This is a genomic window from Ruegeria sp. S84 (assembly GCF_056583445.1).
Map to the genome: position 1 here is coordinate 94,257 of NZ_JBWPVF010000001.1, position 21,977 is coordinate 116,233.

Here is a 21,977-nt window from a genome sequence, read left to right on the forward strand (position 1 = left end):
GCGCTTTCGCGCAGAATACCAATACCAACCTGAGCAAACGGATATCTCATGGACCGGACTATTTTCACTGGAACTATGCCTGCCCTTATGACGCCGTGTAAGGCCGACAGGACACCTGACTTTGACGCGCTGGTCGAAAAGGGCAAAGAGATGATCGCGGCCGGCATGTCCGCTGTCGTCTATTGTGGCTCGATGGGGGATTGGCCGCTTCTGACGGATGCCCAACGGATGGAGGGCGTGGAACGACTGGTCGACGCTGGCTTGCCGGTTGTCGTGGGGACGGGTGCCATCAACTCGAATTCCGCTGTGGCGCACGCAGCACATGCACAGAAGGTCGGCGCGGCAGGGTTGATGGTTATCCCTCGGGTTCTGTCACGAGGCTCATCGGTTGCCGCGCAAAAGAACCACTTCAAGGCTATTCTTTCTGCGGCACCGGACGTGCCTGCGATCATCTACAACAGCCCTGTCTATGGGTTTGCCACTCGTGCGGATTTGTTTTTTGCACTGCGGGCCGAGCATCCGAAATTGGTTGGCTTTAAGGAGTTCGGGGGCAAGAGCGACCTGCGCTATGCCGCCGAACATATTACATCGCAGGACGATCAGGTCACTTTGATGGTCGGCGTCGATACTGAAGTCTACCATGGGTTTGTGAATTGCGGCGCCACCGGATCGATCACCGGGATAGGAACGGCGCTGCCCAAAGAGGCATTGTTGCTTGCGGCGCTTTCGAAAAAGGCAGCAGAGGGACATGCCCAAGCACGGTTGCGCGCGCGGGAGTTGGACGAGGCATTTGGCGTTCTGGCAAGTTTTGACGAAGGCACGGATCTTGTTCTTTACTACAAGCATCTTCTGGTGCTGAACGGCGAAGAGGAATACCGCCTGCATTTCAATGAAACCGACGTGTTATCTGACGCCCAGCGAAATTACTGCGAGCAACAGTACAACTTGTTTAAGTCGTGGTTTACCGATTGGGTTCGTCAGGGTGGGGTCATTGCGGAATGCATGTGATTGACAGCCATACCGGTGGAATGCCCACACGGGTCATTCTGGACGGGGGGCCTGATTTGGGTTCAGGATCACTGGCTGAACGCGCCAAGCGACTGGCAACGGAACATGAGCGGTTCTACAAGTCTGTTCTACTGGAGCCACGCGGCCAGCCCGGCATGGTCGGGGCGCTCCTTGTCGAACCGGTCAGTGCTGAATGCAAAGCGGGCGTGATCTACTTTGACGCGGATGCGGTACTGGGCATGTGCGGCCATGGGACGATCGGGTTGGGCGTAACATTGGCGCATCTTGGACAGATCGAGGTTGGCGCGCACCGAATCGAAACTCCGGTAGGTGAGGTTAAGATTGATCTGCTGGACGCCAACACCGTGCAGGTCACCAACATTGAAAGCCGCCGCGTACATCAGTCCGTGACGGTCGAGACTGCAGGGTATGGCCCCGTCACCGGCGATGTCGCTTATGGCGGCAATTGGTTCTTCATTGTTGAACCAAGCCCGATCCCGGTTACGCCTGAGAACATTCGCCCGCTGACCGATATGGCTATCGCAATTCGCGAAGCCTGCATTGCGCAAGAAGTTGGTGGCGAAAATGGCGAGCCGGTTGATCATGTGATCTTTCAGGGCACCTCACCGAATGCAGGTATTCATAGCAGAAACTTTGTTCTGTGCCCCGACGATGACTATGACCGTTCGCCTTGCGGCACCGGCAGCTCGGCCCGGCTGGCCTGCCTCGCGGCTAGTCGGCGCTTGTCCGCTGGAGAAGAAATCGTTCAGGAAAGCATCATCGGAAGTTCGTACAGGCTGTCCTATCAGCCGGGGCATGGCGGGGGCATTGTCCCTCAGCTAACTGGCCAGGCGCATGTGATGGCAGAGGGTAAGCTCTTCTTTGCGCAGAATGATCCGTTTCAATTTGGTATTGCGCGTTGACGCAGGGAGACGAGCAAGACGGAATCCCATTCGGGCGTTGTGTTCAGAAAATCGTATCAGGTGGACAAACCGGCGTAGACACTGCCGCATTGGAGTTTGCCCGCGCAAACGGCATCCCCTATGGCGGCTGGGTGCCGAAGGGCCGAACCAATGAGGGTGGGCTGATTCCGGCGCATCTCAGCGGGCTTGTTGAAACGAAGTCTGAAGATGTCGCTGAACGGACAAGGCTCAACGTCTTTGCCAGTGACGCCACGCTTGTTTTTATCGACGGATCAGACAGTCCCGGCACGCGGAAAACGGTTGAGTTTGCAGTTGATGCTGAAAAACCGCATCTGGTGGTGGATATAAGAAAAGGAAAGGCCGATTGCGCGCAACAGATGCGGACTTGGCTGAGTGCCATCCCTGTAACTGTTCTGAACATTGCAGGCCCGCGCGCTTCGGAGGCCCCCGAGATTGGCCCGCGCGTGCGCAAGGTACTGGACAACTGTCTGGATCAGTTTGTTCAGCCCAAGTAATCGCGCAGTGCTGGCGGAGGATTGTTGAAGAGTGTCTCGGTCTCAGCAGGTGGATGTGCGATTTGATCTGCAACCAATACGGTTTGGTCGGTTATCCGAAGCGCATCCCGTGGGTCGTGGCTGACCATAAGCAGGGTGGTTTTGGTCTCGGCGACTAATTCAGCGACCAGATCGAGCATCTCTGTTTTCAGGGCAGGGCCAAGGGCGGCGAAAGGTTCGTCGAGCAATAACACCTGACGCTTTTGCACAAGGATCCTCGCCAGCGCCACGCGGCTTTGCTGACCACCTGACAATTCGGCGGGCTTTCTGGCCGCCATTCCCTGCAGGCCAACGCGGCCGAGGGCCGATTGAATGTGGTGTTGGTCGTCTGCAGTCAAACCTCCATTGGGCCTTAGGCCCAGGGCGACATTCTGTTCGGCGCTCAGGTGAGGAAACAGGTTTCCGTCCTGAAACAGCATTGCCATCGGTCGACTGCCTGGTGGTAATGTCGATAGGTCATGATCCTTCCAGTGGATGTGCCCACTTCTCAGGTCTCGAAAACCGGCGATAGTTTCAAGAAGTGTTGATTTTCCTGCCCCCGACGGACCGATGATCGCAACGCTGGATCCGGCCTTGACCTCAAAGTCAGCGCTTAATTGGAAATCGCCATTTGCGATGATGCAATTGTCAAGCTTCAGCATGCCAGCGACCCCCTCGATCCAGAACCCAGAAAACACCCATCGATAGTATAAGCAGCAGCAGCGCGCCTCCTGCTGCGGCCTGCATCTGGTAGGCGCCCATCAGGCGGTAGATTTGCAGGGGCAGCGTTGCGATCTGCGCATCTGCAAACAGGGCGATCACACCCAGATCACCCATGGAAAGTGCCGCCGTCAGGCCCGCGGCAAAACCGATCTGGGGGCGCAGGCGTGGAAGCATGACACGCAAGAAAAAGGACCAGTTGTTCATGTTCAGGGCCAGTGCCAACCGCCCGTGCCGTTCCAACACATCGCGCGCTGCGGGAACCAAAATTCGAAGGGCGAAGGGCAAGGCCATGACCGCGTTCACAAGCGCGGTTACCGGCAACGCAAGAGTTGTAGGATTGGCCAGCGGGCGGATCAGAATAAAGAGACCCGTGCCAATGACCAAGGGCGAGGCGGCGAGGCCAAGAAGTCCGCCAAGTTCGACGATGCCGAACCGGCCTGTCGCGACGGCTGTCGCCATGGGCAGTGCCAGCAGTAATAGGAGCATGGTACTGGCGGCGGCAACACAGATTGAAATTATAGCGGCACGGAACACCAAAACCGGCATCTCAAACAGCCCAGCGATACCCGAAATCGTGACGGATGACAGAGGTAGCAGCAGGAACGCGGCGGCGATGATAATCCAAAACGCATCCAGCAGTGGTCCTCGGCCATCCCAGCGCCGGATCTCACGATTCAGGCCGGTACCGAACCCGTCGCCGCGCGAGAACTTCAAGGCTGCCAACGCAGCCGCTGCAGTCAGGACAAGTTGCAAAGCGGATAATAAGGCGGCGCGCCCTAAGTCAAAATCATATGTAAAGGCCTGATAGATCGCGAGTTCAATCGTGGTGGCGCGCGGCCCTCCACCCAGCGTCAGGGCAACCGCAAAACTGGTCAGGCAAATGGCGAAGATCACGGCCAGCACTCCGGGCAGAATGCGGCGAAGCATTGGCAATTCGATCAAACGGAACATTGCCATTCCTTCGCACCCAAGTTGGGCCGCTAGCCGGAAACGCTCGGCAGGGATCTCCTGCCAACCCTGCAAGATCAGGCGTGTTGCCAGAGGTAGATTAAAAAATACGTGGGCCAGAACGACACCATGCAGCCCATAGATTCGAATGGGCGGCAGGCCGAAATAGCCTAACGCGTCCGAGATCCATCCTGCCCGGCCAAAAACCTGAAGCAATCCCAGAATGGCGACGATGACCGGTAGGATGAAAGGTGCACCCAACAGCGTGATCAGGACGCGCCTGCCGGTGAACCGGCGGCGCGCCAGTGCGCGGGCGACCGGAATAGCCAGACCGGCGCTGAACATTGCAGAGAGCGTCGCCTGGAGCAGGGTAAAGCGTAAGGCAGCCCAGTCGGCGGGACCAAACCCGCCGCCTGCATCTGCCCGCACCGCCACCATGAACAACGTGCCAAATATCAGTGCGGCAACGATGGCCGCCGCACTGACACCGGGGAGTGGGTTTACTGGCTGAGTGCGCCCAACCATTCCGAAAGCGCCTGTTCCCGCGCGATGGCGGCTTGGTCCTGATCAAACAGCAAGGACTTCTGAGGGATCGTTAGAGTTTCAAAACCTTCGGGCAGACCGGAAGATGGGGTTACGGCCGGGTACATCCAGTTGGTTGTTGGAATGATCATCTGAAACGCGTCAGACACCATGAAGTTCAGAAACTGATCTGCCAGCTCGGGCTGATCGGAATTGGCTAGCTTGGCTGCAACCTCGACCTGCATATAATGGCCTTCGTCAAAGGCTGCCGCTGCTTTGCTGGCATCTTCCTCGGCAATCAGGTGATAGGCTGGCGAGGTCGTATAGCTTAGAACCATGTCGGCCTCACCTTCAAGGAACAAGCCATATGACTCGGACCAGCCCTTGGTCACCGTCACGATATTGTCAGCAAGGTCAGCCCAGATTTCTTGGGCTTCATCGCCATACGCGGCCTTGACCCACAGCAGAAGACCCAGCCCCGGCGTCGATGAACGCGGATCCTGAATGATGATCTTGATGTCACTATCTGCCAACTCGCGGAAGCTGGTAGGAGCGGCAAAATCTGCATTGTGAACAAATGCAAAGTAACCCCAGTCGTAGGGTGCAAAAACTGTGTCGGTCCACTCGATGGGCAGAGCATACTCGGCAGTGACTGAATGAGGTGCAAACAGGCCGGTTTCTTTAGCCGCCGATATCAAGTTGGTATCCAAACCCAATACAATATCGGCGTCGCTGTTTTCGCCTTCCAGCCGAATGCGTGACAGCAGTGCCGCGCCATCTTCGACGCCGACAAGGTTCAGGTCGCATTCGCATTGCGCTTCAAACGCCTCTTCGACCTTCGGGCCGGGGCCCCAGTCCGAAACGAAGCTGTCGTAAGTATATACGGTCAACGTGGGCTTATCGGCTGCCACAGCCGAAGTCGCAGTCAGTATTCCCGCAGCAATTGCCAGATGTTTCATATCATCCTCCAATGCGGCGAGAGGGTAAGGATGGATAAAACCTGTACCTTTCCCTCCGCCGGTTCTAGCCGGTTCAGGTTCAACGGGTTTGCCAATTGGCATCTCAGCGCGGTCTTTAGCGCACCCCGAGGTAGGGTCGTGATTAGGGGGATGAGAGGACGATTTCAACCGAAATCGTTAGGTTCTCGTTCAATAAGCATTGAATGAAATACCATAAGAACGGGCCACGAAGCCAGAGAAGTCCTTTAGGAGATATGCGCATATTTGACGCGCATATAGTATATTGATATTATCGGGCACATGGAGGCTAAGACAGAATGAACGCTCAACCACGCAAACCGACCAATCTATCACTTGATAGCGCTTTACTCACCGAGGCCAGAGCGCTGAACGTGAACCTGTCGCGCGCCGCCGAAGAAGGAGTGCGTGCCGCCGTTGCCGCTGCGAAGGCAGCACAGTGGAGGGCCGAAAACGCGGAGGCACTGCAAAGCTCAAACTCGTATGTTGAACGGCACGGGTTGCCCTTGGACCGCTTTCGTCAGTTCTGATGCCAAAATACGATGTATTCCCCAACCCATCCGGCGATGGCTATCTTCTGGATGTGCAAACCGATCTTCTGAGCGATCTGAATACCCGCATAGTGGTGCCGCTTTTGTCAAAAGCACGTGCGCCGAAACCAGCGACCCGCCTCAACCCTGAATTCCTGATAGATGGTGAGCAGGTTGTAATGGTGACCCAGTTCATGGCTGCTGTTCCTGTGGGACTCCTCAAATCACCAGTGGGTCATCTGAAAGATGATTTCGAGCAGATCACCGTGGCTGTAGACATGCTGATGCAAGGGTTCTGAACGACAATAGCTGGCCTCATTGGCCAGCCACTTTGCGCGCATAACACCTGTCAGGTGTTATGCTTCTGCTCTACTTGTCGCGCAGTACCACGACACTGCAATGTGCATGACGGACCACACGTGCAGCCGTTGAACCGATCAGATAGTCCGAAAGGCCCGGTTGGTGTGACGCCACCACTATGCAGTCCACTTTGTGTTCTTCGGCCCAATCCAGAATGGAATTTGTTGGATGACCTGTAACAACATGAGTGCCGATCTTCGGAGACTCCATCGATGCGTTCAGTTTGTCCTCAAAATCAGAAACGCTTTTCTGAACCTGCTCGGGTGGAAAGTACGACCCGATATACGAAGGTAGTTCTTCGAGAACGGACAGCACCGATACTGTCCCGCCATCCGACAGCAAGCGGCTTGCTGCATCCAGAGATTTGGCACAGTCGTTGATGTGATCAGGGGCGACTGGAACGAGGATATGGTTATACATCTGTACCTCCGGATTATTTCAGGATGTTGGGCAACCAGGTGGCGATCTGCGGGAAGATGAAGATTAGGGTCAGGCCAACGAACTGGAGTGCCACAAACGGGCCAACCGAATTGTAGACATCCCCCATGCTGACATCCTTGGGCAGAACCCCTTTGATCCAGAACAGCACAAAACCGAACGGAGGTGTCAGGTAAGCGATTTGGATGTTCACGATGAACAGCGCGCCAAACCACAGCTTGTCGATCCCCAATTCGTCGATAATCGGGATGAACAGTGGTGTGCACAGCATGATGATGGCCCAATCATCCATCACCATACCCAGGACGAGGATGATCAGCATCATCATCAGCAGGATGCCGGTTGCACCGCCGGGCATGGAAAGAACCAGATTGGTCAGCAGGTCCTGGCTGCCAAGCGTGTTGAACACATTAAGATAGACAGTGGCACCAATCAGAATCCAAAGCCCCATACCGCTGAGCTTCAAGGTGGACACCAACGATTCCCTCAGCACCTCCCAGGTCAGTTTGCCGTAGATCAGGTTGATGACAAAGGCGCCTGCGGCACCAAATGCGGCAGCTTCCGCCGGTGTTGCGATACCGCCCCAGATGACGCCCAGAACGATGATGATGAGTAAGGCAAACGGCCAGATGCTGAGAACGGCGGTCAGTTTTTCGGTGCGGGTGAATTTCTGATCAGCGGGCAGGGCGGGGCCCAGCTCGGGCTGGATTTTACAACGTACGCCGATGTAGATCGTGTAGAACGTGGCCAGCATCAGGCCGGGTAGCAACCCCGCCATGAACAGGTCACCGATCGAAACCTTGGCCAGCAATCCATAGAAGATGAACGGAACGCTTGGTGGGATCAGAGCACCCAACGCACCGCCTGCCGCGATACAACCGATCGCGATACGGCGATCATATTTGTAGCGCATCATCGAAGGATAGGCGATCTGACCCATCGTGGTGGTCGCCGGTGGTGTGATGCCGGTGATTGCAGCAAAAACAGTACAGACCTGAACTGTACCCATCGCGAGACCACCATGAATGTGGCCGATCAGCTTGTAAACGGCGTCATAGGCCGTTTCGGCTATCCCCGAAAATCTTATGAGTGAGCCCATGAACAAGAACAATGGCACTGTGACCAGTACCGAATTCCAAGGCGTTGAATAGAATGCACTGGGCACGGACAACAGCGCGCGAGGTTCGAAAACCAGGGCAAATAGAACCGCTGTTCCGCCCAAGCCGAACGCAACCGGCAGCCCCATGAAAAGGATCCCAAACAGTATTAAGAAATACAGCGCTGTAATTAGTTCGAGGCTCATGATCTTTAGTTTCCCTACCTAGTGGCCGTTCGCGCGGTCTTTGCCGGGTTGTGTGTCAGCAGTGCTTTTAACACTGACATGCGCCCGTCTGGTCCGCTGGCCCGACGATCAGGCCAGCGAAAGAGTTTTAGCTATATTGGAAAGATGACATTGCGCGGGATTATTGCGCGTTCGCCTTGTCTTCCAGGAACCTCTTGAAGATTTCCACGCCTTTGGCGTTGCCCTCGGATGCGGCTGCAACCTGCGGCCACACTTCGGCAATGGATTTCTCGCGCATACGAGCAACTTCTTCATCGCTCAGCTCGATTACTTCACCACCGGCATCGCGCAGGATTTGAAGCGCTTCTTCGACACCTTCCGCATGCATGCGGCTGGTTTCGAAATAGGTTTCTTCGAAAACACCGTTGATCTTTTCGCGCTGCCAGTCGGTCAGGGCGTTCCAGCTCTGCAGGTTGATGAAGATCTCCTGGTGCTGAGCAGGGTTCCAGCCGGGCATAATCGCATAGTCGATAACTTCCTGGAACGACATGTCATCGATGCCGCCTGTATCCCAGTAGGTGCCTTCGATGGTGCCCAGTTTGATTGCGGTGTAAATCTCACCACCGTTCATCGAGACCGGCGCGCCGCCCATGGTCGAGTGGAAGATGGCCTGGGGTCCACCGGCGCGCATCTTGCGGCCTTCCAGATCTTCCAGTTTTTCGACGCGGAACTTGGTGAACATTGCGTTCGGTCCCTGGTTGGTCCAGCCTGCCCATTGCAGGTTCCGCGCGTTGGCGGCCTCTTGCACGATGTCCCCAACGCGGTAGTCGGGGTTGCCCCACATCACTTCCCACGCTTCTTCGGTGTTGTCGGCGCCCATGGCCATGCCAAACGCCAGCATGCCTTCGGGCATGTCGCCACCATAGACTGAACCCCAGCCCGCGTAGCCATCGGTCAGACCAGCAGCCGCTGCGCCAAAGGCCTCTGCACCACTGACCAGCGCCCCTGCGGGCTCAACACGGATTTTGACCGTGCCTTCAGTCGCTTTTTCAACTGCTTCAACCCAAGGGATCAGGCCATTGTCCCAGCCGGCATCGGTCTGGTCAAATGCGGGCTGGAAGGTCCACTCGGTTACTTCATCCGGCGGCCCATCTTGTGCGACGGCAATGCTTGCGGTCACGGCTATGGCGCCTGCCCACATGGTTGTGTGCACAAACCTGTTTGGTTTCATGTTAATTCCTCCTCGTTAGTGGATCAGTCTATTTTCGTTTGTATTTGCAGGCGCCCAGGCCAGCGTGCCTAACTGCGCCCGAAGATCGTTTGCAGGTCGCGGAGCAAGTGTTTCAGGACCACCAAGAGAACCATTGCTCCGCTGAGTGGGATCGCAAATTTGATCGGATAAATCGGGATCGGAATGGATGTGGGGGTCTTCTGATTAAGCATCAGAGACAGCGATGCGGCTTCGTAACCCTTCCAGATCAATGCGACCAGAAACAGGATTGCAATCGGTGCCGTCAGGACATCCAAAATCGCCTTTGACCGCTTGCTGGCGTTTGCATAAAACAGGTCGAGTTTGACGAAACTGTCATGCTGCAACGCATAGACGCCGCCGGTGCAGGCCAACAACACCATCGCAGCTTGCAATGTGGTGCCGATCCACTGGGAGGGCGCGTTCAGTACATAGCGCATGAATACGTCCGACACGCCAAACGCCATGCAATACAAGATGAGAAACCAGCCGATGCGGCCCATGACTTCTGAGATTGCGCTTGTCAGCTTTTCCAGACCGCGCATCAGCATGCCAACCTCGTTGTGTTTTTCATGGATCTGGTTCTCCCTCAAGAAATCTGTGCGCTGAATTGATGTACTTGACCCTTCGCGTCGGGGTCCGGACGGACATCAGAGAAACGTTTGCTGAATCGCTGTTCACAGAGTCGACGCATATCCCACTCCTGCAAAACCATGCGAACGGTCTCCCTCCCTAGTCGCATCGAACGGCCCGGGTGATCCCTAATTTCGACATGGAACTTCCCGGATCGCTACAGCAAACGCGAAGGAGTTCGACTGAGAAAGATACAGTTGTTTGTAATAATGGGTACAGATTTCATCGCGCCAAGTGACTGTTCGATGCCGCGATTCAGTCCCGAGCGTTAAGATGTTACAAGTTCAACAATGGCAGCGCAGGTTGCTTAAGCACATCTCAGGTCGGTATAAGTATTTAAAAACATAGCGTTGGCTGAAGCCTCTTTTTTGAGTTATCATCAACCCGCTTTTAGTAAGAGCGCTATTGCTTTCAGCATTGCCAGCACAGAATTTGGGAATTTGGCGTCGTTTCCACTTTGCATGGAGCACTTGAAAACATGGATACAGTTTGCAAATCGCGTCGCAGAATTTGCGACTAGAGCCCGACAGGACATGACACAACGGTTGAGCATCGACAAAACTCAGTCCAGCGGTTTGCGAGATCAGATCGTCTCGCAGATTTCACGACTCATTTTTGAAGGTTTGATGCCGTCTGGACTAAAGCTTGCCTCATGTCGGGGGTTGGCGCGGGATCTCGATGTTTCGATCAATACGGTCGTCGCGGCTTATCGAAAGCTTGAAGAAGAGCAACTGATCGAGGCCCGGCCCCGCTCGGGTTATTATGTCTGCTCTGACGTAGGGATTCGCACGGACGGTGATGCGATTGGGCGAACCAGCACCAGACAGCGCACATCGATTGGCCAGAAACTGAACAAACTGCGCCGCACCGAGGAGATCGAAACCATCCAGCGCCCAAATGACTGGTACAAGTACGACTATCCGTTTGTGTGCAACCAAATCGATGATGGCGCATTCCCGGTTGCGGATTGGCGCGAATGCACTCGGTTGGCCATGAATCGAAAGCATCTGAAAATCTGGTCTGCAGACGGGCTGTACGAGGATTGCTTTGAACTTATCGAGCAGGTCCGGCAGCGCATCCTGCCCCGTCGCGGTATTTTTGAACCCAGCGATTCAATCCTGATCACATTGGGTTCGCAAAACGGGTTGTTTATCACCAGCCTGTTGTTCGGCGGGCGCGATAAAACTGCGGTTATGGAGGATCCGGGATATCCGGATGCACGCAAGATCCTTCAGGCAAATTTTGGGAATGTAAGGTTTCAACCCATTGATAGCGAGGGTTTGATCGTCGATGAACTTCTGCGCGAGGCTGACCTGGTATTCGTAACCCCCAATCGCCAGCACCCAACCACCGTTACGATGTCCGAGCGCCGCCGCAAGGCCTTGCTGCAGGCCGCTGAAGAGTATGATTTTTACATCGTCGAAGACGATTACGAATGCGATGTGGATTACCGGCATTCTACTTTGCTGCCGCTGCGCAGTCTGGATGACACGGATCGACTGATCTATTTGGGCAGCCTTTCCAAAGGTCTTTCACCAGGTTTGCGCCTGGGGTACCTGGCGGCTGCGCCAGAATTTATTGACGCCGCGCGCGATTGCCGGGGCATGATGATGCGCCATCCGCCGATGATCCTTCAGCACACTGCTGCAGCGTTTATCAACTTGGGGTACTATGATGGCTTGTTGCGCAGGGTTCGCCAGAATTATGAGCTGCGCTGGCATCTGGCTGATACGACGATCCGTGAAAAGCTACCCCATTTCCTGAAAACGGGCGAATTTGGCGGAACGGTTTTTGTGCTTTCTGATCCCGAGGCCCGGTTGGATGCCATGACGATATGTCAAGCCGCCCTAAAACGCGGTGTTATTGTGGAGCCGATCGGGCCCTGTTTTTCAAATAAAACCGCAGGGAGATACCACTTTCGTCTTGGCGTCTCGTCAATCCAACCCGGTTCTATCCGAAAAGGGATTGAGCTGTTGTCCGAAGTGATTTCAGACCTACGCGCAACAAACTCGTAATGTACCAGGGCGGGAGGCAAACCAATAGTCCGCAAGCTTAAAAAGATTGATCGATGGTTCAATCTCCGACAGCTGAGTTTTCCCCCCACAGCATACGTGACACCAGGCTGGCTAGAAGGCTCAGGACGTACCAAGTCAACAGAAAGCCGACGCATTCCAGGGCGAATGACCCCCATTTGTAGAATAGGTCAGCAATAACAAAGGCGATAAGTAGCCAGGGGGCTTCCTGCCGCAAGAATGACTTTACGCCTTGTGATTTAATCGCTCTGTGCATGATGTAGATCCCTGAATTATAAATGGTTATAATGTTTTAGACGATAACGGGCGGATGGCGACGTGGTGCGTCATAGCGCTGTTGTGCGAACCAGGTCATGGTTGGTTCGATGTCAGTTTGGGTGTTCCCGCCCTGCAGCGTGTACCCGGCTGCCAGCCAGGTGAAGCCATCATCGGCAACCTCGGCACAGTTGGTGTAGTCGCCCCATTTTCCCAGACCCGGAGTGTCTGTGCCACGTCGAGCGAGGGCCAGCCGCCAAGTCAGATCGATATCGTCGTATGAGCCAACAACATGGCTCGGATGCAAATTCCCACCACCCGCAAAGACCGAAAGCCCTACATCACCAACCCGGTTTACAGCTGTTGAGGGGTAGGCGAACGCGATCTGACTGTTCCAGATATCCGGTTCGTCAATCAATGACATGGTTGCTTCGTCAATGCGGACGGTCCTGACGAAAGGGAGTGGCCTGTTGGTCTGACGATTAGCTGTCCACATAAAGCCCAGAACGCCGCGTCCCAGCCAACCAGCCATAATGCGTGGATCAGTGCGCGACATCCAGTCGCCACCGGTGGTCTGCGCGGAATAATTGCCTGCGGACCAAGGCGTGACATCGATGTCGAATTCATCTACGTCCGAGGCGTTCTCGGCCCATCTGAATACGCGGATCTGCGAGTTCGTGTTGTGGCTGGCAAAGTACATCGCGCCGCGTGCGCCTTGTACGCAGCGCAGAGAGAAGTTGTCTTCTGTTTCGAATATGTCGAATGATAGCGTTGCCGCGGTCGCCAGTTCGTCCAGTGAAATCCGCAGAATGACCGAGCGGGTAAACTGGTTAGCCCCGGCCGAGAACACATTGGTGCCCGCATACATATAGTTTTCGGACAACGAAACGTGATTATAGTCGAACCACTCATTGTTCCACGCGGGATCAAGCCCGGCGGGGGTGAAATCCCAAATGTTCCATGTGTCGTTCCCCAAGGTGCGCCCTTGTTTGACCGCAACCCGCAGTGTGTTGGTGCCCCCCTGTTCGATATATTGAAGCAGCCAGATAAGCAGATCCCGGCTTGGGTCGTAAATCGTGGTCTGGTCGCAGCAAAACCCCCCGTCAACTGGTGGGAACAACGTGAAAGGACTCATGTGAGACCAGCTTTGGCCGCCGTCCAGTGACCGACTTGCATACCAGTTGCCAGTGGCCAGAATCTGACCTCCGTTGCTGGAAACTGTCGGCTCGCCCACAGTAGAGGTTTGGCCGTTAGTATCGAAATCCGTAAGGTTTATTGTGTTGAAAATCCTTGGCTGATGGGTCGAGGGCATAGCAGCCTCCGTAATCTATTCATGTCAAAAAAATGTGCTTAATTGATTAGTAATCCAGTTCCGTCGGATCAGCGTCATTGCCGGATTGATCCGAATTATCTTCTTCCAAAGCAGGCCCGCCCTTTTTGCGAGTTTTTGAGACGCGCTCATCGCGTTCGCTCAGCATTTGCGGGGTCATGAGGCCTGACGCCCCGGCCCGTTCGCTCAGGGCGGAATGGGCCGATGGTTGTGGTCTCACCTCAAGTGTGCCCTTTCGGGTCGTTCGCTTTCCACGTGCTTGATTTGCCATTCAACTCTCCTATCCGTTCGTCAAGAAACGCATCCGAATTCGCAGGTCGTCGGATGGTGTTGAATGTATTTAACATAGCAGATTTACCCCGACTCTTCAATTGAGCCGGCTCGATGCGGGTCTCGCTTTGCTTGAATCCGCGCGCTAAAGCGGCACCATCCGCGATAAGCGCCCCGATAGCGGGAACAGGCAAGCCTGCAATGAATGATAGATATCCGGTTTGCCGTCAAAGATGGATGTCACGATGTCACCGGATTCATCCACCGCCGGGAACCAGCCGCCATGTTGGTGATCCACGAACGTTTCATTCGCAAAGGTCCAGAGTTTTCTGTACCAAATTTCATCCTCTTGCCTTTTATCCAGTGCGATCAGGGCTCCAACCGCACCAATGGCTTCAGCTACTGGCCACCAGAACCGCGACGCATTTGCGACCCGACCCCCAAAATCCAGCGTATATGCCATGCCGCCGCCGGGCAGCCATGCATCCTTGAGGGCCTGCTCAATCAATCGTCGCGATGACTCGGGCGCGCCCGAGTTTGGTCGGCCTGATAAATCCCAATGCTGCAGCTGAAGTCGCCCAAGCTCGAACGAATGGCCCGGGGTCGTGCCTGCGGGACGGAACATCGGGTCACCGGCATAGCCCCGGTCAATCTGCCAATCTGAGGTGAAATGCTCGGGCAAGCGCCAGTTTTCAGCAGGAGCGATCCGGCCGATAAAGAAATCCAGAATACGACCGGCGCGGGTAAGATAGATTTCGTCGCCTGTCGCCTCAAAAGCTGCAAGCAGTGCCTCAACTCCGTGCATATTCGCGTTCATTCCGCGATATGTGGAAAACGGCGTCCAATCGCGGTTCCATTCGTCGCGGAACAACCCGGTCTCATCATCCCAGAAATGTGTATCAAGGATATCCCGGACTTCGGTCAGCAGTTTGTCAGCTTCCGGGTGCCCTATCTGTTTTGCGCTTGAGGCAGCGAGCAGAACAAAGACATGCCCGTAGGCAAGTTTGCGATCATCCTTGATGTTGTCGCCATCCAAAGCCCAAAGGTAACCGGCGTGATCCCGGTCTTTGTGGTGGCTGTTGAGGTAGGCCATACCGTGATCAATGATCCGCTCTGCGCCTTGAAATTCAATCAGATGCCCCAGAGCGTAAGAATGCACTAGGCGTGTAGTCGTGTGCAGTTCCTGCAATGTGTTTGGCAGCGGGCTGCCATCATGGTCGAGGATGAAAAATCCTGGCTCGGTCCGACAACTTGCGCTGAAAAACGCCAACTGTCGCATAGCCTGATCTTTCAACCACGTGCGGTGTTCAGATGTATCAAGCCAAAAGCCCGGTTCGGAATGCGGGCCGGGTGGCAGAGGCAAGGTGTTGTCCATATTCTTCATCTCGCTTGAGGGACCATTCGGAATCGAACGAAAAAGCGCTGCAAAGCGCCAGTCGCCAATGAACCAAACACCGCGCACGAAGGCAATCGGCAAACCCGCACAGGAATGTCAGGGGTTGCCGTTCAGCCGTCGCAGTCGGCGGAAACTCTTGGTAACTGCTTCAGGTTAATAGGTTAATCCCGGCCAGAATTACCACGGCGATGAACAACGTCTCCACTATGATGAGGGCGATTGCGGCTGCACCGACCGACAGGATCTGTTTAAGGTTTGTCTTCATCCCAACAGCTGCGATCGCAACAAGCAACAACCATCGAGAGCATTGGCTTAGAAATTCTGAAATCGCTGGCGGGATCAATCCGAATGAGGATGCCGCAGCGAGAACCAGAAATCCTAACACGAATCCCGGCAACAGCGGTGGGCGTTTCCCGTCTGCGTCCATTTCAGCAAAGCCACGAATAATCAGTGAAGCGACCAAAACCACCGGTGCCAGCATCGCCACGCGGAACAATTTGACCAGCGTCGCTGTATCTCCGGTTTGTTCCGAGATCGAAAATCCCGCGCCGACAACCTGAGCCACATCATGGATGGTGCCACCCAGAAACACACCGCCCGCAATATCGTTCATCCCTAATGAGCGAACGAGGATCGGATAGGCGATCATGGCGATGGTGGACAAAACGGTCACGCCCATGACCGTGAAAATCAGACGCTCTTCCGAGCGTTCGTCCTTGGGCAGGATTGCACTGATCGCCATTGCCGCCGATGCACCGCAAATTGCGACCGAACCGGCGGTCAGAAAGGCAAAGCGCCATTTGTGGCCAAAAAAACGAGCTACGGACAGGCCAAAACCTATGGTCAACAGCACTCCGACGATCACAAGGGCAATCAGGTCCCAGCCCAGACCCAGCATCAGGGTCATCGACACGCGCACACCCAACAAGGCCACGCCAAGGCGCAGAAGTGTGCGTGCGGCGAATCCGATCCCCTCAACGGTTTTTCCTTCTTCGCCCAGAAAGCTGACCGCAATCCCTAGAAGAAGGGCAAGCAGCATGGCCGGGGTCGCGTAATGCTCGGACAGGAACTTGGCGGCGACGGCAACGGTTACGGCAATCATGACGCCGGGAAAGAGCGTGCGAACACGCTCCTTGCTCCGCTCGGTGAGGGATAGGGCTGAGGGATCGGCGGACGCCATAACGGATGGTCCTTTGTTTGTAATGAATGGGTCGCGGGCCTGCGCGATAAAGCAGGCGGGCTGCCGAGTTTAGGGTTCGCGCGCCTGCAGGATGGTCACCGCGATGATCTGCGTCACATCTTCCGCGCTGCATCCGCGCGATAGATCATTGGCCGGTTTGGCGAGCCCCTGCAAAACCGGACCGATCGCCAGATAACCGCCCAGCCGTTGAGTCATCTTGTACCCGATATTTCCGGCATCCAGATTTGGGAAAATCTTGACGTTCGACTGACCCGCGACCGAGGACCCGGGGGATTTTCGCTCACCAATCGACGGCACGAAGGCGGCATCAAATTGCAGCTCTCCATCCACATTCAACTCTGGGTGTTTCGCCCGCAGAATTTCTGTCGCGTTGACGACCTTGTCCACCGCTGGGTGTTGGGCGCTGCCTTTTGTTGAGAAACTCAACATCGCGATCTTTGGCTCTTCCTGCAGCAATGCCCGCGCGGACACCGCTGAAGCGGCCGCAATGTTTGCCAGTTCTTCGGATGTCGGATCGATCACCAAGCCGCAATCTGAATAGAGCATGGCGCGAGCGCCCACAGCGGCGGCCTCGGGTGGGTACATCAGGAAGAACGAGGATACCATTCCAGCATCGGGCTTCATCCCGATGACTTGGATGGCAGTTCTGACGACATCGCCCGTGGTATGGACTGCGCCGCCCACGGTCCCGGTTGCGTGGCCCAGCCGTACCAGCATCGCTGCATAGACCAGCGGAGTTTCTGCGGCCTTGCGTGCCTTGGCTTCGTCGACACCTTTGTGTCTGCGCAGAGAATGATACTCGGCCGCAAAAGCGTCAGTCAGTTCCGAATGCGCAGGATCATGGATGGCAATACCATCCCCGGCAGAGCCACCCTCTGCCTCTAGCGCGGCTATAACGTCGGCCTCAGGTCCAACGAGTATAATATCGGCCAGACCAGCCTTATGGGCGGCTAATCCTCCGGCAACAATGCGGGGATCGGTGCCTTCGCTCAGCGCTACAACTGGGCGGGTTTCCGAGGCACTGGCCGCCAACAACTCGATCGGTGTTTTCGTCATGCGTCTCGGTTCCTGAACTGTAGTTAATCGGTGTCAGAACAGGTGCCTTGAGGTTAACGATGATCGTTTTGGCGCTGTTCCGATTTCGTTTCTTGATTGCTTGGTTCTGGTTCACCGTCAAGCTGTTGCCGATAGGTCCAGAATCGCCATCTGGCTATAGGAGGCGGCTACTCTGGACTTACGGGGTCACTCGATCAGAACCTTGGCGGGGTCAGCCCGGCCTGAAACCAGTTGATGAAAGTAACAATAGAAAACACTGGCAAACCAGTCGCCTGCTGTATGTCCGCCGCGTAAGGGCACATGTTTGTACATTCCAGTACAATTGCACCAAGGTCGGGATTGCCCGCTTGCAGCGCAAGCGCTGCTTCGACATTGTCGTCGCGGGCTTTGTCCACATCCAGCGTCAATGCGTTTTCGAGAATAGCGGTTGTGAATTCGCTGCCGCTTTCGGTGGTGCCAATTGGAGTTCCGTCGGGGACCTGTGCCTTTCGCAGGTGCTCATCCGTAAGTGTTGAGGCGGAGATGGTTAGAATGCCGGCACGCTTTCCTGCAGGAAGGATACGGTTCACCATATCGACCTGCATCATCGAGGACGTCGCGACCGGAACAGGAACCGCCTCGGCCAGTTCATCCTGAAACAGCGAAAGAAAGCCGCAATTGGTGGTGATCCCGTCTACCCCGTCTTTGACAAGTTCCCGTGCGGCATCGATGAACGCTCCAAGCATTCCTTCAGCACCTTGTCGGACCACCAGATCAGGCGAGGCGTTGCGCACGATGCGATAGAGCACGGGAAACGGCCATGTCCGAGCGTTGCCCATGTCACCGGGAATACGTGGAAACTGTGCGTCCAACATCAGGATGCCGACAGATGCGCCGTATATGGATTTTCCGCCCTGCGCGATCATGACTGCGCCTCCTGAATGATGCGGGTCGAGATATCGTCGGACCCTTCCATATAGATGCTTGATATCCCATGGCGCACCGCGTCCTGCACCTGATCAATCCGCTTGTTGATATGGGTGCCCAAAGCCTGCGCGGCCTCATCAGCGTCGCGGTTCATCAAGGCCTGCATGACGCGCTTATGTTCGTCTTTTGAGCGTTGGACCCGGTCCAGACTCATGGAAATCCATCGGATATAGCGAATGCGCTCATTAATCCGCATCAGGGTTTGCAGCAATTCCATGTTGCCAGACAGCCGGGCGATGCCCAGATGAAACGCTTCATCTCGCGTGACGGCCTCTTCAACGGTAAGCCCGGTGATATCGATACCCGTCGCATAAAGTTCGTCGTGAAGCGCCTGCAGTTGTTCTGTGGTGGCCTTGGTGCACGCTGCGCGGACGGCGGCGGTTTCGATGATTTGGCGCAGCTCGAACAGGTCAAAAATGCTTTGGGCATCCAATGGGCGGCAAAAGAAACCCTGTCCCGGGCGGAAGTCGAATAAACGTTCGGCGACCAGCCGGTTCAGTGCTTCGCGCAAAGGGGTGCGGCTGACGCCCAGCTCTTTCGACAGGGCGACCTCGTTCAAACGATCGCCGGGACGCAGGCGGAATGAAACCGCCATGGCCTTCACCTGATCGTAGATATCATCAACGCGTGGACCTGCCATTGGTACTGCCTTTTGGTCGTTGCCCCACAGGTGCCACAGGCCAGTCTTGAAATCAATATACAAAACTGTATACAGGTCTGTGTGCAGATTGGTTTAAGGGAGTCGCCGACCATGACAGGAACGAATTACCTGACCGGAGCCGAGGCAATGGTCCGTATGCTTGAGGCGCATGGCGTGAAGCACATGTTTGGCCTATGTGGTGATACAACCTTGCCATTCTATGATGCGCTATCTCGGATGGATCACGGTATTCAGCACATTCTGACGCGGGATGAACGTCATGCGGCCTACATGGCGGATGGTTATGCAAGGGTGACAGGTAAGCCGGGTGTCTGCGAAGGCCCGTCTGGAGGCGGGGCGACCTATATTCTACCTGGCGTGGTCGAAGCCAACGAAAGCTCGGTTCCTATTCTTGCGATCACCTCGGATGTGGCGACAACCAGCCGGGGAAAGTACCCGCTGACCGAATTGGACCAACCCGCGCTGTTCAAGCCGCTGGCCAAGTGGAATGCGTCGCTGGATGATGCCACGCGATTGCCGGCCATGGTTCGTGCGGCATTCCGTGCAATGACCACCGGTACACCTGGGGCCACACATCTTGCCTTGCCCTTCGATACTCAGAAAGCGCCGGTGGACGAGGCAGAGATCTGGGCGGATGCAAGACATCGCAGCTATCCGGCGGAACGTGCAGGCCCCGACATGGATGCGGTCGAGGCGGCAGCAGAGATACTTTCAAAGTCTAAATCCGCCGTAGCCGTTTGTGGCGGTGGACCCGTTCTATCAGGGGCAAGCGACGCACTGCGCCGGGTTGCGGGACTGTTGGATATGCCTGTCGCCACGACCGTGTCGGGGCAGGGCTCGATTGCCGAGACAGACTCGCTCGCGCTTGGTGTTGTCGGATCGAATGGCGGGGTGCCTGCCACCCGCGCTGTGGTAGATGCGGCGGATGTCGTTCTGTTCATCGGATGTCGCGCAGGATCCGTCACGACCGAGCGCTGGAGAAGCCCTGCGCGCGATGCCACCATCATTCATATCGACAGTGACCCGATGGTGATCGGAGCCAACTATCCGACCGAAGTCGCTATTTGTGCCGACGCGCGTCTCGCGCTGGAAGCCTTGGCGGTCGCATTGGCGGCACGCCAAGACCTGCCCAGCCTGGGTGGCACGGCCAAATCAAGCGCAGCATGGGCGGCCAAGATGGCCGCGTTTGCCCCGCTTGCGGTCAGCCGCGAAACGCCGATCCGGCCCGAGGCTGTCATGGCCTCGTTGATGGATATCCTTGATGACGATGCGATTGTTGTCGCTGATCCCGGCACGCCTTGTCCCTATTTCAGCGCGCATTACCGCTGGCGGACACCGGGGCGGCATTTCATCACCAACCGGGCGCATGGGGCGCTGGGATATTCCTTGGGTGCCGCAATGGGTGCACATGTTGGACGGCCTTCGGTCAAGACCTTGTCGGTGATGGGAGACGGCTCATTCGGCTTTGCCTGTGGTGAGTTCGAAACCATGGTGCGGCACAACATGCCGATCACCTCAATTGTATTCTCGAACTCGGTCTTTGGCTGGATCAAGGCCGGACAGGACGCAGGGTTTGGGCAGAGATACTACAATGTTGATTTCAACCGCACCGACCACGCCGCTGTTGCGAGCGCCTTTGGTGTGAAATCATGGACTGTCAAAGATCCCGAAGACCTGTCCAAAGTTCTGAAACTGGCTATCGAGCATGATGGCCCGACATTGGTCGACATTTACTCACAACCGCTTCACGAGGCCGCTGCACCGGTTTCGGAATGGGTGGCATAAGAGGCGATCGAAGGGGTTAGCTGAGCCAGAAAATCCTGTGCAATCGTTGATAGGGGTCGCCCTTTCGCGGTGATAATGGCCAGATCAAGCATCACAGCCGGTCGGAAGGGGCGGGTTTGATACCCGCTCTCGTCGTCAAAGGTGACAGTGAAGGGATCGATCATCGCGACCCCCATGCCCTGCTTGACGAAACTTAGCAGGTTTTCTGACAGATGGGTGTGAATCTGGGTCCGCCAGTTGCGCCCCGCTGATTGGAAGATGTCCCGAGTTCGTCGGTGGGTTTGATGCTCTGGCCCCATCACGATGAATGGTTCGTTTTCAAGAATTTCAGGTGTGAGCTCATCATATTCTGCCAAAGGGCTGGTTTCCGGAAAGGTCGCCAGCGTTTCGAACTCAAAGACCTGATAGTTCAGTGTGTCATGCAGAATGGGCATCTCGACAATGCCGATCTCAAACAGGCCAGAGATTACCCATTCTTGAATCTTCGAGGAATACTGCGACTGAAAACTCACCGACAGGTTCGGGCGGCTTTCTGCGAAGCGAGCGATCTCACGCGGCATGAAGCCGAAGGATAGCAGATGTGGTGCGGCGATCTGCAATTGACCCGGATGCTTGTTCTGCAGATCCGTGACCGCCTGCGCCACGTGATCCAGCCCCCGAACAACCGTATCAACCTCGCGGTATAGAAGTTCAGCTTCTGGCGTAGGCAGCAACCGGCCTTTGTTGCGTTCAAACAGCGGCAAACGAGCTTCGCGCTCTAGCTGTGCTAACAGATTGCTGATCCCGGGCTGTGAAATCCCAAGCACCGAGGCCGCACCCGTGACAGTGCCGGTTTCCATGATAGCGTGAAAAGCCTGTAGCTGACGAAATCGCAGGGACATCGCTATAGTATCATTTT

Annotated in this window: 22 protein-coding genes, 1 pseudogene and 1 riboswitch; of the genes and pseudogenes, 8 read left to right on the forward strand and 15 right to left on the reverse strand. The window is 55.7% G+C overall.

The window, feature by feature from the left end:
* Positions 1 to 48: 48 nt before the first annotated feature.
* Genes AC1DFB_RS19175 through AC1DFB_RS19185 form a run of 3 tightly spaced genes read left to right on the forward strand, consistent with a single transcriptional unit; the run spans position 49 to position 2,446 of the window.
* Positions 49 to 1,008: a dihydrodipicolinate synthase family protein gene (locus AC1DFB_RS19175; RefSeq protein WP_480922781.1), complete on the forward strand. Its 960-nt coding sequence runs from the start codon at positions 49 to 51 to the stop codon at positions 1,006 to 1,008.
* Positions 999 to 1,931: a 4-hydroxyproline epimerase gene (locus tag AC1DFB_RS19180; RefSeq protein ID WP_170801549.1), complete on the forward strand. Its 933-nt coding sequence runs from the start codon at positions 999 to 1,001 to the stop codon at positions 1,929 to 1,931. Before AC1DFB_RS19175 ends, AC1DFB_RS19180 begins: the two co-directional genes overlap by 10 nt.
* Positions 1,928 to 2,446, forward strand: coding sequence for a putative molybdenum carrier protein (locus AC1DFB_RS19185; RefSeq protein ID WP_480922782.1), 519 nt, complete (start codon positions 1,928 to 1,930; stop codon positions 2,444 to 2,446). The genes AC1DFB_RS19180 and AC1DFB_RS19185 overlap by 4 nt, the downstream gene beginning before the upstream one ends.
* On the opposite strand, the gene AC1DFB_RS19190 is transcribed toward AC1DFB_RS19185, so the two are convergent.
* From AC1DFB_RS19190 to thiB, 3 genes are read right to left on the reverse strand one after another with little or no spacing between them, the layout of a single operon-like run.
* Positions 2,434 to 3,126: a thiamine ABC transporter ATP-binding protein gene (locus tag AC1DFB_RS19190; RefSeq protein ID WP_170393755.1), complete on the reverse strand. Its 693-nt coding sequence runs from the start codon at positions 3,124 to 3,126 to the stop codon at positions 2,434 to 2,436. The two genes, AC1DFB_RS19185 and AC1DFB_RS19190, sit on opposite strands and share 13 nt — an antisense overlap.
* Positions 3,113 to 4,660: a thiamine/thiamine pyrophosphate ABC transporter permease ThiP gene (locus tag AC1DFB_RS19195; RefSeq protein WP_480922783.1), complete on the reverse strand. Its 1,548-nt coding sequence runs from the start codon at positions 4,658 to 4,660 to the stop codon at positions 3,113 to 3,115. Before AC1DFB_RS19195 ends, AC1DFB_RS19190 begins: the two co-directional genes overlap by 14 nt.
* A complete protein-coding gene (gene thiB, locus AC1DFB_RS19200) occupies positions 4,636 to 5,616 on the reverse strand; it encodes a thiamine ABC transporter substrate binding subunit (RefSeq protein WP_170646802.1) in 981 nt (326 codons plus the stop codon). Before thiB ends, AC1DFB_RS19195 begins: the two co-directional genes overlap by 25 nt.
* Before the next feature lie 32 nt (positions 5,617 to 5,648).
* Positions 5,649 to 5,754: riboswitch (TPP riboswitch) on the reverse strand.
* A gap of 179 nt (positions 5,755 to 5,933) precedes the next feature.
* Here thiB and AC1DFB_RS19205 point away from each other — a divergent pair.
* A complete protein-coding gene (locus AC1DFB_RS19205) occupies positions 5,934 to 6,164 on the forward strand; it encodes a type II toxin-antitoxin system CcdA family antitoxin (protein ID WP_170406922.1) in 231 nt (76 codons plus the stop codon).
* Positions 6,164 to 6,463, forward strand: coding sequence for a CcdB family protein (locus AC1DFB_RS19210; protein WP_170509040.1), 300 nt, complete (start codon positions 6,164 to 6,166; stop codon positions 6,461 to 6,463). The genes AC1DFB_RS19205 and AC1DFB_RS19210 overlap by 1 nt, the downstream gene beginning before the upstream one ends.
* Before the next feature lie 70 nt (positions 6,464 to 6,533).
* Here the strand turns inward: AC1DFB_RS19210 and AC1DFB_RS19215 are convergent, their stop codons facing one another.
* The 4 genes from AC1DFB_RS19215 to AC1DFB_RS19230 form a co-directional block, all read right to left on the reverse strand.
* The gene (locus tag AC1DFB_RS19215) at positions 6,534 to 6,944 is read right to left on the reverse strand and encodes a universal stress protein (RefSeq protein WP_170393765.1); all 411 of its coding nucleotides are present in this window, start codon (positions 6,942 to 6,944) and stop codon (positions 6,534 to 6,536) included.
* 13 nt (positions 6,945 to 6,957) lie between these two features.
* Positions 6,958 to 8,265 (reverse strand): TRAP transporter large permease, encoded by a 1,308-nt coding sequence (locus AC1DFB_RS19220; RefSeq protein WP_170393768.1) that lies wholly within the window; start codon positions 8,263 to 8,265, stop codon positions 6,958 to 6,960.
* A gap of 160 nt (positions 8,266 to 8,425) precedes the next feature.
* A complete protein-coding gene (locus tag AC1DFB_RS19225) occupies positions 8,426 to 9,475 on the reverse strand; it encodes a TRAP transporter substrate-binding protein (protein WP_170393770.1) in 1,050 nt (349 codons plus the stop codon).
* 68 nt (positions 9,476 to 9,543) lie between these two features.
* Positions 9,544 to 10,044, reverse strand: a complete 501-nt coding sequence (locus AC1DFB_RS19230) for a TRAP transporter small permease subunit (RefSeq protein ID WP_170393772.1) — start codon at positions 10,042 to 10,044, stop codon at positions 9,544 to 9,546.
* A 615-nt stretch (positions 10,045 to 10,659) separates the two neighbouring features.
* On the opposite strand from AC1DFB_RS19230, the gene AC1DFB_RS19235 reads away from it, so the two are divergent.
* A complete protein-coding gene (locus AC1DFB_RS19235) occupies positions 10,660 to 12,141 on the forward strand; it encodes an aminotransferase-like domain-containing protein (RefSeq protein WP_170406928.1) in 1,482 nt (493 codons plus the stop codon).
* Positions 12,142 to 12,451: 310 nt separating this feature from the next.
* Here AC1DFB_RS19235 and AC1DFB_RS19240 read toward each other — a convergent pair whose 3' ends face one another.
* The 6 genes from AC1DFB_RS19240 to AC1DFB_RS19265 all read right to left on the reverse strand — a co-directional run bounded on the left by AC1DFB_RS19240 (position 12,452) and on the right by AC1DFB_RS19265 (position 18,521).
* Positions 12,452 to 13,726, reverse strand: coding sequence for a hypothetical protein (locus tag AC1DFB_RS19240; RefSeq protein WP_170406931.1), 1,275 nt, complete (start codon positions 13,724 to 13,726; stop codon positions 12,452 to 12,454).
* A gap of 46 nt (positions 13,727 to 13,772) precedes the next feature.
* Positions 13,773 to 14,015, reverse strand: a complete 243-nt coding sequence (locus AC1DFB_RS19245) for a hypothetical protein (protein WP_170393778.1) — start codon at positions 14,013 to 14,015, stop codon at positions 13,773 to 13,775.
* A gap of 144 nt (positions 14,016 to 14,159) precedes the next feature.
* Positions 14,160 to 15,389, reverse strand: a complete 1,230-nt coding sequence (locus AC1DFB_RS19250; protein ID WP_170635733.1) for an AGE family epimerase/isomerase — start codon at positions 15,387 to 15,389, stop codon at positions 14,160 to 14,162.
* A 169-nt stretch (positions 15,390 to 15,558) separates the two neighbouring features.
* Entirely contained in the window at positions 15,559 to 16,590 is a 1,032-nt protein-coding gene (locus AC1DFB_RS19255; RefSeq protein WP_170406937.1) for a putative sulfate exporter family transporter, read from the reverse strand.
* A 69-nt stretch (positions 16,591 to 16,659) separates the two neighbouring features.
* Positions 16,660 to 17,667, reverse strand: coding sequence for a phosphate acetyltransferase (pta, locus tag AC1DFB_RS19260; RefSeq protein WP_480922784.1), 1,008 nt, complete (start codon positions 17,665 to 17,667; stop codon positions 16,660 to 16,662).
* Between the two features lie 194 nt (positions 17,668 to 17,861).
* Positions 17,862 to 18,521 (reverse strand): aspartate/glutamate racemase family protein, encoded by a 660-nt coding sequence (locus tag AC1DFB_RS19265; RefSeq protein ID WP_480922785.1) that lies wholly within the window; start codon positions 18,519 to 18,521, stop codon positions 17,862 to 17,864.
* On the opposite strand from AC1DFB_RS19265, the pseudogene AC1DFB_RS19270 reads away from it, so the two are divergent.
* Positions 18,482 to 18,574 (forward strand): annotated as a pseudogene (locus AC1DFB_RS19270) (hypothetical protein); the annotation flags it as partial. The gene AC1DFB_RS19265 and the pseudogene AC1DFB_RS19270 overlap by 40 nt on opposite strands.
* On the opposite strand, the gene AC1DFB_RS19275 reads toward AC1DFB_RS19270, so the two are convergent.
* Positions 18,569 to 19,273, reverse strand: a complete 705-nt coding sequence (locus AC1DFB_RS19275) for a GntR family transcriptional regulator (protein WP_480922786.1) — start codon at positions 19,271 to 19,273, stop codon at positions 18,569 to 18,571. The pseudogene AC1DFB_RS19270 and the gene AC1DFB_RS19275 sit on opposite strands and share 6 nt — an antisense overlap.
* Before the next feature lie 111 nt (positions 19,274 to 19,384).
* On the opposite strand from AC1DFB_RS19275, the gene AC1DFB_RS19280 reads away from it, so the two are divergent.
* Positions 19,385 to 21,079, forward strand: a complete 1,695-nt coding sequence (locus AC1DFB_RS19280) for a thiamine pyrophosphate-binding protein (RefSeq protein ID WP_480922787.1) — start codon at positions 19,385 to 19,387, stop codon at positions 21,077 to 21,079.
* On the opposite strand, the gene AC1DFB_RS19285 is transcribed toward AC1DFB_RS19280, so the two are convergent.
* Positions 21,040 to 21,960 carry a LysR family transcriptional regulator gene (locus AC1DFB_RS19285; protein WP_480922788.1) on the reverse strand — a complete coding sequence of 307 codons (921 nt, stop codon included), beginning with the start codon at positions 21,958 to 21,960 and terminating at the stop codon, positions 21,040 to 21,042. The two genes, AC1DFB_RS19280 and AC1DFB_RS19285, sit on opposite strands and share 40 nt — an antisense overlap.
* Between the last annotated feature and the right edge of the window lie 17 nt (positions 21,961 to 21,977).

What these genes read in the sequence shown, in the direction of transcription:
- AC1DFB_RS19175 (WP_480922781.1), top strand. Translation starts at nt 49, where the DNA reads ATGGACCGGACTATTTTCACTGGAACTATGCCTGCCCTTATGACGCCG.
- AC1DFB_RS19180 (WP_170801549.1), top strand. Translation starts at nt 999, where the DNA reads ATGCATGTGATTGACAGCCATACCGGTGGAATGCCCACACGGGTCATT.
- AC1DFB_RS19190 (WP_170393755.1), bottom strand. Translation starts at nt 3,126, where the DNA reads ATGCTGAAGCTTGACAATTGCATCATCGCAAATGGCGATTTCCAATTA.
- AC1DFB_RS19195 (WP_480922783.1), bottom strand. Translation starts at nt 4,660, where the DNA reads ATGGTTGGGCGCACTCAGCCAGTAAACCCACTCCCCGGTGTCAGTGCG.
- thiB (WP_170646802.1), bottom strand. Translation starts at nt 5,616, where the DNA reads ATGAAACATCTGGCAATTGCTGCGGGAATACTGACTGCGACTTCGGCT.
- AC1DFB_RS19205 (WP_170406922.1), top strand. Translation starts at nt 5,934, where the DNA reads ATGAACGCTCAACCACGCAAACCGACCAATCTATCACTTGATAGCGCT.
- AC1DFB_RS19210 (WP_170509040.1), top strand. Translation starts at nt 6,164, where the DNA reads ATGCCAAAATACGATGTATTCCCCAACCCATCCGGCGATGGCTATCTT.
- AC1DFB_RS19215 (WP_170393765.1), bottom strand. Translation starts at nt 6,944, where the DNA reads ATGTATAACCATATCCTCGTTCCAGTCGCCCCTGATCACATCAACGAC.
- AC1DFB_RS19220 (WP_170393768.1), bottom strand. Translation starts at nt 8,265, where the DNA reads ATGAGCCTCGAACTAATTACAGCGCTGTATTTCTTAATACTGTTTGGG.
- AC1DFB_RS19225 (WP_170393770.1), bottom strand. Translation starts at nt 9,475, where the DNA reads ATGAAACCAAACAGGTTTGTGCACACAACCATGTGGGCAGGCGCCATA.
- AC1DFB_RS19230 (WP_170393772.1), bottom strand. Translation starts at nt 10,044, where the DNA reads ATGCTGATGCGCGGTCTGGAAAAGCTGACAAGCGCAATCTCAGAAGTC.
- AC1DFB_RS19235 (WP_170406928.1), top strand. Translation starts at nt 10,660, where the DNA reads ATGACACAACGGTTGAGCATCGACAAAACTCAGTCCAGCGGTTTGCGA.
- AC1DFB_RS19240 (WP_170406931.1), bottom strand. Translation starts at nt 13,726, where the DNA reads ATGCCCTCGACCCATCAGCCAAGGATTTTCAACACAATAAACCTTACG.
- AC1DFB_RS19245 (WP_170393778.1), bottom strand. Translation starts at nt 14,015, where the DNA reads ATGGCAAATCAAGCACGTGGAAAGCGAACGACCCGAAAGGGCACACTT.
- AC1DFB_RS19250 (WP_170635733.1), bottom strand. Translation starts at nt 15,389, where the DNA reads ATGGACAACACCTTGCCTCTGCCACCCGGCCCGCATTCCGAACCGGGC.
- AC1DFB_RS19255 (WP_170406937.1), bottom strand. Translation starts at nt 16,590, where the DNA reads ATGGCGTCCGCCGATCCCTCAGCCCTATCCCTCACCGAGCGGAGCAAG.
- pta (WP_480922784.1), bottom strand. Translation starts at nt 17,667, where the DNA reads ATGACGAAAACACCGATCGAGTTGTTGGCGGCCAGTGCCTCGGAAACC.
- AC1DFB_RS19265 (WP_480922785.1), bottom strand. Translation starts at nt 18,521, where the DNA reads ATGTTGGACGCACAGTTTCCACGTATTCCCGGTGACATGGGCAACGCT.
- AC1DFB_RS19275 (WP_480922786.1), bottom strand. Translation starts at nt 19,273, where the DNA reads ATGGCAGGTCCACGCGTTGATGATATCTACGATCAGGTGAAGGCCATG.
- AC1DFB_RS19280 (WP_480922787.1), top strand. Translation starts at nt 19,385, where the DNA reads ATGACAGGAACGAATTACCTGACCGGAGCCGAGGCAATGGTCCGTATG.
- AC1DFB_RS19285 (WP_480922788.1), bottom strand. Translation starts at nt 21,960, where the DNA reads ATGTCCCTGCGATTTCGTCAGCTACAGGCTTTTCACGCTATCATGGAA.